The 8,291-nt window shown below is 69.0% G+C and carries 5 protein-coding genes; 1 reads left to right on the top strand and 4 read right to left on the bottom strand.

Going from position 1 to position 8,291, the window contains the following annotated elements:
• Together IHE47_RS00790 and IHE47_RS00785 are read right to left on the bottom strand one after the other, a co-directional pair.
• The coding region (locus IHE47_RS00790; protein ID WP_192103190.1) for a filamentous hemagglutinin N-terminal domain-containing protein at window positions 1-3,679 on the bottom strand (3,679 nt) is incomplete at its 3' end.
• Between the two features lie 367 nt (window positions 3,680-4,046).
• Window positions 4,047-6,050 (bottom strand): ShlB/FhaC/HecB family hemolysin secretion/activation protein, encoded by a 2,004-nt coding sequence (locus IHE47_RS00785; protein WP_343227411.1) that lies wholly within the window; start codon window positions 6,048-6,050, stop codon window positions 4,047-4,049.
• Window positions 6,051-6,406: 356 nt separating this feature from the next.
• On the opposite strand from IHE47_RS00785, the gene IHE47_RS00780 reads away from it, so the two are divergent.
• Complete coding sequence (locus IHE47_RS00780; RefSeq protein WP_192103186.1) at window positions 6,407-7,219, top strand: sulfotransferase; 813 nt, start codon at window positions 6,407-6,409, stop codon at window positions 7,217-7,219.
• A 33-nt stretch (window positions 7,220-7,252) separates the two neighbouring features.
• On the opposite strand, the gene IHE47_RS00775 is transcribed toward IHE47_RS00780, so the two are convergent.
• On the bottom strand, window positions 7,253-7,582 hold the full coding sequence (locus IHE47_RS00775) for an SHOCT domain-containing protein (RefSeq protein WP_192103184.1): 330 nt from the start codon (window positions 7,580-7,582) through the stop codon (window positions 7,253-7,255).
• A partial coding sequence (locus IHE47_RS00770) for an SUMF1/EgtB/PvdO family nonheme iron enzyme (protein ID WP_192103183.1) occupies window positions 7,579-8,291 on the bottom strand: 713 nt, incomplete at its 5' end. The genes IHE47_RS00770 and IHE47_RS00775, both read right to left, overlap by 4 nt.

Raw genomic sequence — 8,291 nt, 5'->3', positions numbered from 1 at the left:
CCGCCACGCTGTTGTCCAGCGCGTAGGTCTGGCCACTGCCCGTCAGCGTGTTGCTGTTGCTGCCATTGCCCGTCACCGTCGTGACGCCCGTCCACGTGCCGCCGATGCCCGTCGTCGCCCCGACGCCATCCGCCAGGGCGAACGTCACCGCACTGCCGTAGCTGCCGTAGTTCAGCGTCGCCGCCGTCACGTTGCCCGTGACGCTGCCGCCCGTGCCGAAGTTCACCGTGCCCGTCGTGTCGTCGATGTTCCCGAACGATGTCCAGCTCACGCCACCGCTGCTGCCCTTGTCCGCCACGCTGTCGTCCAGCGTGTACGTCTGGCCGCTGCCCGTGAGCGTCGCACTGGCACTGCTGCCGGCAACGCTGGTCACGCTGCCGAAGGTCATCCCGTCGCTGACCTTGGTGGACACGTCGAAGCTGGGTGCCCCCGTGACTGTCGTTGCATCGGCTGAAGTGAATCCGCTGAAACCGATGCCGCCCGCGCTACCCGCCTGGGTGCCGCTCAGCGCAAACGTGGTGCTGCCCGTCAGCGCGCTGTTGCTGCCATTGCCCGTCACCGTCGTGACGCCCGTCCACGTGCTACCGATGCCCGTCGTCGCCCCGACGCCATCCGCCAGGGCGAACGTCACCGCACTGCCGTAGCTGCCGTAGTTCAGCGTCGCCGCCGTCACGCTACCCGTGACGCTTCCGCCCGTGCCGAAGTTCACCGTGCCCGTCGTGTCGTCGATGTTCCCGAACGATGTCCAGCTCACGCCACCGCTGCTGCCCTTGTCCGCCACGCTGTCGTCCAGCGCGTAGGTCTGGCCACTGCCCGTCAGCGTGTTGCTGTTGCTGCCATTGCCCGTCACCGTCGTGACGCCCGTCCACGTGCCGCCGATGCCCGTCGTCGCCCCGACGCCATCCGCCAGGGCGAATGTCACCGCACTGCCGTAGCTGCCGTAGTTCAGCGTCGCCACCGTCACGCTGCCCGTGACGCTGCCGCCCGTACCGAAGTTCACCGTGCCCGTCGTGTCGTCGATGTTCCCGAACGATGTCCAGCTCACGCCACCGCTGCTGCCCTTGTCCGCCACGCTGTTGTCCAGCGCGTAGGTCTGGCCACTGCCCGTCAGCGTGTTGCTGTTGCTGCCATTGCCCGTCACCGTCGTGACGCCCGTCCACGTGCCGCCGATGCCCGTCGTCGCCCCGACGCCGTCCGCCAGGGCGAATGTCACCGCACTGCCGTAGCTGCCGTAGTTCAGCGTCGCCGCCGTCACGTTGCCCGTGACGCTGCCGCCCGTGCCGAAGTTCACTGTGCCCGTCGCATCCGTGATGTTCCCGAACGACGTCCAGCTCACGCCACCGCTGCTGCCCTTGTCCGCCACGCTGTCGTCCAGCGTGTAGGTCTGGCCGCTGCCCGCGATTGTCGCGCCGCTGCCGCTGCCGGCCAGCGTGGTCACGCCGAAGCCGCTGTAATCGATGCCCGAGGCTGCGGAAACCTTCGTTCCTAGATTGAAGCTGCCGGTCACGCCGGTCACGCTCCCACCCGTGCCCGTCACCGCATCGAAGCCGCTGTAGACGATGCTGCTCGCCGACGAGGTTTTCGTGTCATCGGCAAAACTGCCCGTGACGTTTGCGATGGTCCCGCTGCCTGTCACGTTCGTGGCGTTGGCGAAGGTCATCCCCTCACTGGTCCGCGCCGTGTCGTCGAAACCCGCAGCACCCGTGAGGGTCGTGGTGTCCGCCGAGGTGAAGCCGCTGAAGCTGGTGCTCCCGACCGTGCCTGCCGTGCTGCCGGTCAGGGCAAACGTGGTGCTGCCCAGGTTCGTGATCGCTCCCGTACCCGTCACGCTCGTGGCGTTGGCGAAGGCCATGCCGTCGCTGCTCATCGTTGCGTAATCGAAGCCCGTAGCGCCCGTAATGGTCGTAGCATCCGCTGCCGTGAATCCGCTGAAGCTGATTCCGTCGGCCGTACCGGCTTTCGTGCCGGACAGGGCAAAGGTGGCACCACCTATTCCGGTTATCGCCCCGGTGCCGGAGGCGCTTCCCGTGCCGCCAAGCGACGTACCGGAAAACGTCAGGCCGGCCAGGTTCGTCAGCGTTCCGTCGAACGTGATGGAGGTCGTTGCCGTCAGGGTCAATGAGTGACCGCCGGCATTCACCGACCCGTCGGTCCAATTGATGCTCCCGGTACCGCCACCCGTGCCTGCCGACGCATTGACATTCACCGACCCGCCAGCGAGCGCCGCCTGCAAGGCTGTCGTCGTCAAGACCGACGTATTGCTGTTTGATCCGCAAGTACCCGATGAACACGTCGCGGTGCTGGGCCCTGTCGCGGAAATCGTCAAATCGGTCGGATCAAGCAGCAGGGTCCCGGCAACTCCGTGCGGCGCCAGGCGATCCGCCGTGCCTTGGAACAACAGGAAGTCCTTGCCGGAAACCTCGACGAATCCGCCATTGCCGGCGTCATCGCCGCCACGCGATGCAATGTGGCCGAGGTATTGCGTCCCCAGATCGGACCAGACGATGACCTTGCCGCCATCGCCCGCCAGCCTGGCGCTTGCATCGATGGTGACTCCACTGCCGATCTCGGTATGCGCGGCGTCGAGTACCAGTGGATTGGCGCCATGTTCATCGCCGCCGACAAGCACCTCGCCACCGCCATAGGTACCTGAGGCATCCAGCACGCCAGCGGTAATCTGGACATCGTGGTCCGACAGCACCTGAATCGTGCCGCCATGCACGCCGCTGGCGTCGATGCTGCCGCTGTCGACTGTGTTGCCGCCGGTGCCGACCAGCCGCACCACGCCGCCGTCGGTGCTGATGCCGTGGGCGTCGATGACGCCGCTGTTGTTCACGAGGTTGGTGAACAGGTCCTTGGCGGCCGAGGCCTGCAACACCACGGTGCCGCCATCGGCCTGCAACGTGCCCTTGTTCGCCACCGCGGCTTCGTCGGCGTTCAGGCGTTGCTGCAGGGCACCCGTGACCTGCACCCCCACCAGGCCGTCGCCGTCGAAATCCAGCACGGCCCTGTCGGCGCCGTCGAGGTTGATGCTGCCGAGGTTGGCCACGATCAGGCCGTCGTTCTCCACCTGGCCGCCGACCAGGCTCACCGAGCCGCCGCTGGCGGCCTGGATGGTGCCGTGGTTGACGATGCCGGCGCTGCCGCCGTGCGCGTCCAGGTTGAAGTGCCTGGAGAGGAAGTCGTCGGGCGTGAGGTCCAGCGTGCTCGCCACCAGGCCGCCCACGTTCAGCTGCGCGCTGCTGCCGAAGATGATGCCGTGGGTGTTGATCAGGAACACCTGGCCGTTGGAGTTGATGTGGCCGAAGATCTGGCTGGGGTTCTGGTCGAAGATGCGGTTGAGCGCGATCGCGCTGTGCGAGGGCTGGTTGAACAGCACCGAGGCGTCCTGGCCCAGGTTGAAGCTCTGCCAGTTCAGTGCCAGCAACGCGGACTGCTGGTTGACCACGGTGTTGACGCCGTTCTGCGTGATCGAACCCACGCCGCCCACCACCACGCCGCCCACCGGCGTGGTGGTCGCCGCCACGCCGCCGGAAGCGGCCAGCGCACCGCCGCAGAACGGCAGCGAACCGAACGCGAGCGCCATGCTCAGCACCAGCCGTTGCTGGCGCAGCCGCGACAGGGCCGTCGCCGTGCGATGGCTGGACGCGCGCTGGATCGCGAGGTGAGTCGTGTTCATGGTCGTTGTCCGTTAGAACCTGCTTGTGGTCCCCAGGCGCACCGCGCCGGGGGCTGTTTGCGCGCTGGCCTGGGAAGAACGAGGGCACGCGGGGAGAGTCCATGGATGGACCCGGCCTTCCCCGCTACCCAAGGCCGGGCGCATCCATGCGCTCTTTCCGCGTGGAGGAGCGAGGCGTGGACGTCCGTCCACGACGGAGTGATGACGCCGGGATGCGGGCAGGCAGTCCCGGCCCGATGGGCTGTCATCGTGCTGCCACGCGACTGCGCACGGCCTGGCCCGGCCATCGGCCAGGCCGGCGCCCGGCCCTGCCGCCTGCCGGCGACTCGATGACGACGCGGAGTGCATGGGGGTCATGGACAGGCACTCAGAAGGTGAGGCCGAACCGCGCATAGACGTGGTAACCGTGCTTGTCCGAGGCGTCCTGGCTGCCCAGCGGCACCGCGCCGTCGAGGTGGAACTCGAGGTGGTGCCAGAACGGCAGGCGGAAGACGAAGCCCGCACCGGCGCCGCTGTAGGTCACCGGCCTGAGGCCGGTGGCGCGTTCCTCGGCCACCGGGAAGCCGCGTGCGTAGTCCAGGAAGGTCTCCACCTCCAGCAGCTCGCGCCATGGCCGGCCATGGAACGGCGAGGTCTTGTTGCTGAAGCCCGGCGCGTCCACGTGGTATTCCATCGAGGCGTAGTAGCCGCGCGCGCTGAGCGCGTCGGCGATCGGGTAGGCGCGCACGCTGTCGGGGCCGCCGATCGCGAACTGCTCCAGCGGCACCAGCACGTCGTTGCTGTACTGCCCGCTGAACTTGAAATACAGCCGCTGGGTCTTGGTGAGGAACTGCAGGCGGGTGTACGAGATGCGCTCGGACAGGAAACTGCGCGAGTGGTCCGGGCTGATCAGGTCCGGCACCGCCGAGTCGTCGTTGATCGACTTGCGCACCGCCACCTGCACCACGTCCACGCCGTTGAAGCGCTTGTCGATGTGCTGCAGGCCGAAGCCCAGCTCGGCCAGGTCGAAACGCTCGTCGGACAGCGCGAAGTTGAAGCCGCCCATCTCCAGCTTCGATTCCTCGCGGATCAGGTGCAGCGAACCGAGCATCTTCAAATCGTCGGTGTTGACGAACTTCCAGTCGGCGCCGCCGAAATACGAGGAGCTCGGCCCCTTCACGTTGAGCTTGGCGAACGCGCCGGAGTTGATCTGCAGCTCGCTGCGGGTGGCGCCCAGCACCCCGTCCAGGCCGGGCACCACCACCGTCGGGATGTTGTAGAGCAGCGAACCGAAGACGTTCTGGCTGGGGTCCAGCGCGTAGTCGACCTTGGCGTCGAGGCTGTCGCCGATGCCCAGCGGGCTGTTCCAGGTGATGCCCGCTTCCGCGCGGTAGCGGCCCGTCTCCGCCGTGCCGTAGTTGTTCCCGCCCAGCGTGACGGTGAACGGCCGCGGCGCCTCGCGAGCCACCATGATCAGGTCGGTGTCGCCGGTCTGTTCGCCGGGCTGGAAGGTGGATGTCACCGACACGCCCGGCAAGTCGCGGTCGTACAGCAGCGCGGTGTCCACCGCGCTCTTCTGCAAGGCCTGGCCGCGCAGCTTCTCCGCCGGCGCCGCGATCACCCCGGCGCGGTAGCGCTTGTTGCCCTTGACGATGATGCGGCCGATCCTGCCCTCCAGCACCTGGATGTGCACCACGTGGTCGTCGCCCACCGTCTGCGCCGGCAGGAAGGCGGTGGCCACGATGAAGCCGGCGTCGCGGTAGCGCTTGGTGATGGCGTCGGCCACGCCCTGCAACTGGTCGAAGCCGAGCTGGGCCGGCTGCGCCCCGCTGCCGCCCAGCTGGTGGAATTGCGTATCGGCCAGTGCCTGGATGCTGGCCGGGGTGATGCCCGCATCCTTGTGCGCGCCCACGCCATCCACGCGGAAACCGCTCACCGCGATCTGCTGTGTTTGCGCATTGCCCACGGCGCGGTCCTTCAACGGCGGCACCACGCGATCGGACGCTGCCGCGGGCGCGACGGGCGGCGTCGCCTGCGGCACGGCGGCGACCGCCGGTGCCGCCGCGGCGGCGGGCGCTCCCGGCACGTGCACGGTATAGGCCACCACCTGACCGGGCAGGTAGGCGTGCGCATCCGGGTAACCGGCCTTGTGCAGTGCCGCGGTGATGCGCGCGGCCAGTGCCTGCAGTTGCGTCGCGTCCAGCGTGGCGCCGTTCGTCGCCGCCTGCTGGTATTCGCGGTCGATGATCGCCTGCACGGCGGGTTGCGCGGCACTCCCCGCCGGCACGCCGCTGACCAGGATCTGCGGCGGACTCCCCCCGGCCGCTTGCGCCCATGCCTCTCCGGTCCCAAGGACCAGCGCCAACGCTGCAGCCAGACAGACCCTGCGCACGGCAATCCCCTTCATGATCGATGACCCGCGGGCATGGCCAAATGGCACCCATGCCATCCCCGGTGCGGTCGCGACGGCCGATGGCAGGTACCGGCGGTCAATCCACCAGCGCCCTGCCTGCGTTACGTCAAACATGACCGTCCCTGCTACCCAATGCGCAAAACGGGACGGTTTCCGGTCATGGCGGAAAGCGGCGGCAGGCGGGGCGGCGGCGCGGCGCCCGCTGGCGGCGGCGTGCCCGGCATAGCCCCGCATGCGCGCCATTCCGGGACACGCCCCGTCAACCGCTCGAACCCGCGGTCGTTCATGCCTACACTCGCGGCAAGACGGCCAGCCGGCCCACGTCAAGGAATTCCATGTTCCAGCGCATCCATTTCATCTCCGGCCTGCCGCGTTCGGGTTCCACCCTGCTCGCCGCCCTGCTCCGGCAGAACCCGCGCTTCCACGCCGGCATGAGCGGGCCGCTCGCCGGCCTGTTTGGCGCCCTGCTCGGCGAGATGAGCGCCCGCAACGAGTTCTCGGTGTTCATCGGGGATGACCAGCGCCAGCGCATCCTGCGCGGCCTGTTCGACCAGTACTACGCCGACACCCGAGCCGAGGTGGTGTTCGACACCAGCCGCGCCTGGTGCACCCGCCTGCCCGCCATCACCGGACTGTTCCCCCAGGCCCGGGTGATCGCCTGCGTGCGCGACGTGCCGTGGATCGTGGACAGCATCGAGCGGCTGGTGCAGAAGAACGCCTTCCAGCCCTCCTCCATCTTCAACTACAGCCCCGGCGGCACCGTGTTCAGCCGCGCCAACGGCATCGCCGGCGGCGAAGGCATGCTGGGCTACGCCTACGACGCGCTGAAGGAGGCCTATTTCGGCGAGCACGCCGATCGCCTGCTGCTGGTGCAGTACGAGACGCTCACGAGCAACCCGGCCAGGGCGCTCGGGGCCATCTACGACTTCCTCGGCGAGCCGACCTTCGAGCACGACACCGACCACGTCCAGTACGACGCCAGCGAGTTCGACGCCAAGGCCGGCACGCCGGGCCTGCACACCGTGCGGCCCCGGGTGGAGGCCCGCGAGCGCCGCAGCCTGCTGCCGCCGGACCTGTTCCAGCGCTTCGCCAACGACGCCTTCTGGCGCAACCCGGACCTCAACCCGCGCGACGTGCGCATCGTCTGACGCACGCCGCCGCAGGCGCCCCTGCCCAGGCGCTCAATCCGCCTGCATCAGCCAGTACAGCAGCAACGCGCACAGCAGCAGGCCGCCGGCGAAGGCCAGCAGCGGCTTCCACGCCACGGCGCGTCGGGCGGGACGGGAGGCCGGCGGCGGGGATCCGCCGGCGACGGCGGCGGCACTGCGTCCGCCCTGCTGGGTGATGCGGGTGCGCAAGGTGTTGCGGGCGGTGATGCCATGGCTGTCGCACAGCGAGCCGAGCAACTGGCGGCGTCGCTTGCGGTATTCCTCGCGGCTGATGCGCCCGCTGTAGTGGGCTTCGTCGAGGATGCGCAGCCCCTGGTTGACGCGTTGCTCCCGCTCGCTCATTTCAGCTCCCGCAGCACCCGGAACCCGACGTCTTTTTGCGCACCGCCGCTGTCGCTGCGATGGTTGTCCACGGTGCAGTCGGACCAGTAGCTGCCGTAGCTGCCGCCACGCGCCACCACGCCGCCGCCGCTGGTCGTCCACTCCCAGACGTTGCCGGACATGTTCACCAGCCCCCATGGATTGGCCTCGCGGCCCAGCGCGGAGATCGGCCCGCCGCCGCTGTCGTCGCCGCCGGGCGGGATGCAGTTGCTGTCCGGCGCCTGCTTCCAGCCGCTGCCCGCATGCGCCGCGTGCGTCCATTCGTCGTCGCTGGGCAGGCGGTAGGTGTAGCCGCTGGCGCTGCTCAGCCACTGCAGGTAGCCCTTGGCCTGCGCCAGGCTGATGTTGCTGACCGGCAGGCTGGCGGCGTCGCGGTCGCCCGGCGAGGTTTCGCTGCACGCATGGGTGGCGCGGCAATAGCGGTTGAATTCGCCGATGGTGACCTCGGTGCGCGACATCGCATACGGCTTGCCGCCGTTGATGCCGGGCACCACCACCAGGGCGGGGCCGCGCGCGTTGCCGCCCAGCGTGTCGATGCAGGCGCGGCCCTTGCCGACCAGCTCCGGGCTCGCGCAGGGATCGTTGCCCGCCGCGGCGCTGGCCGCGGGGTTGGCGGTGGGCGCCGCGGCACCGGCGGTCCCCGCCGCGGGCTTGGCCGCGGCGCCCGGAG

The organism is Rhodanobacter sp. DHB23 (assembly GCF_014842975.1).
Classification (GTDB): domain Bacteria; phylum Pseudomonadota; class Gammaproteobacteria; order Xanthomonadales; family Rhodanobacteraceae; genus Rhodanobacter_A.
The sequence above is the reverse complement of the archived record's forward strand: the minus strand, read 5'-3'. Positions and strand labels throughout refer to the sequence as shown.

Excerpts from the sequence above, each read along its gene's own strand:
- IHE47_RS00780 (WP_192103186.1), top strand. The coding sequence starts at position 6,407 with ATGTTCCAGCGCATCCATTTCATCTCCGGCCTGCCGCGTTCGGGTTCC.
- IHE47_RS00775 (WP_192103184.1), bottom strand. The coding sequence starts at position 7,582 with ATGAGCGAGCGGGAGCAACGCGTCAACCAGGGGCTGCGCATCCTCGAC.